Annotated in this window: 1 protein-coding gene; it reads left to right on the top strand. The window is 77.5% G+C overall.

Annotation, left to right across the window (positions count from 1 at the left end):
• Positions 1-29 precede the first annotated feature (29 nt).
• Positions 30-803 (top strand): DUF4350 domain-containing protein (locus tag D8M35_RS16210; RefSeq protein ID WP_342342921.1); only part of this gene is annotated, 774 nt, incomplete at its 3' end.

The raw sequence follows: 803 nt of genomic DNA, 5'->3' as shown, positions 1-803 counted from the left end.
CGTCCCGCGACCGCGCCGGCGGTGCCGACGTGAGCGCCGCCCCGGCCGCGACCGGTGTCGTCCGCTCCCCCGGACGTGCCGGCCGGGTGGGCTTCTGGGTCGTCATCGTCCTCGTGGGTGTGCTGCTCGCGGGACTCACGGCCGCGGTGCAGTCCACCACCGCCCGGACCCGTGAGCCGCTCGACCCCGGGTCGACGACGGCGAGCGGAGCGCGGGCACTCGTGCGCGTGCTCGAGCAGCGGGGCACCAGGGTGGACGTCGTGGACCGGGTGGACGGGCTCGACCGGGCCGCCCTCGGCGGCGCGACGGTCCTCGTCGACGACTCGGCCGGCTCCCTCGACGCCGGGGTCGCACGTCGCCTCGGTCGCTCGGCCGAGCACGTCGTCCTGCTCTCCACCGACCGGGCCGCGCTCGACGCCCTGGGCCTCGACGTCGTCGCGGCCGGGCCCGTCCTCGGGGACGGCACCGTCCCGACGTCCGGCTGTGCCGTCCCGGCCGTGGCCGCCGCAGGACGTCTCACCGTGACCGGTCAGGGCTACCGTCCGTCGACGGACGGCCCGGTGGGGCGCGGCACCGACCTCTGCGTCACGACCGGCAGCGGGGACGACCGCGTCGCCGGGATCGTCCGGACCGCCACACCCGGCGGGGACGTCACCCTGGTCGGCACGACCGGCGCGCTGCGGAACGACACGATCACGACCGCGGGCAACGCCGCCTTCGCGCTCGAGCTGCTCGGGTCCGGCGACCGGCTCGTCTGGTACACGCCGACCCGGACCTCGGCCGACGCCGCGCCCACGATCGGA

The sequence above is a fragment of the Curtobacterium sp. HSID17257 genome (genome assembly GCF_003989515.1).
GTDB lineage: Bacteria > Actinomycetota > Actinomycetes > Actinomycetales > Microbacteriaceae > Curtobacterium.
The sequence above is the reverse complement of the archived record's forward strand: the minus strand, read 5'-3'. Positions and strand labels throughout refer to the sequence as shown.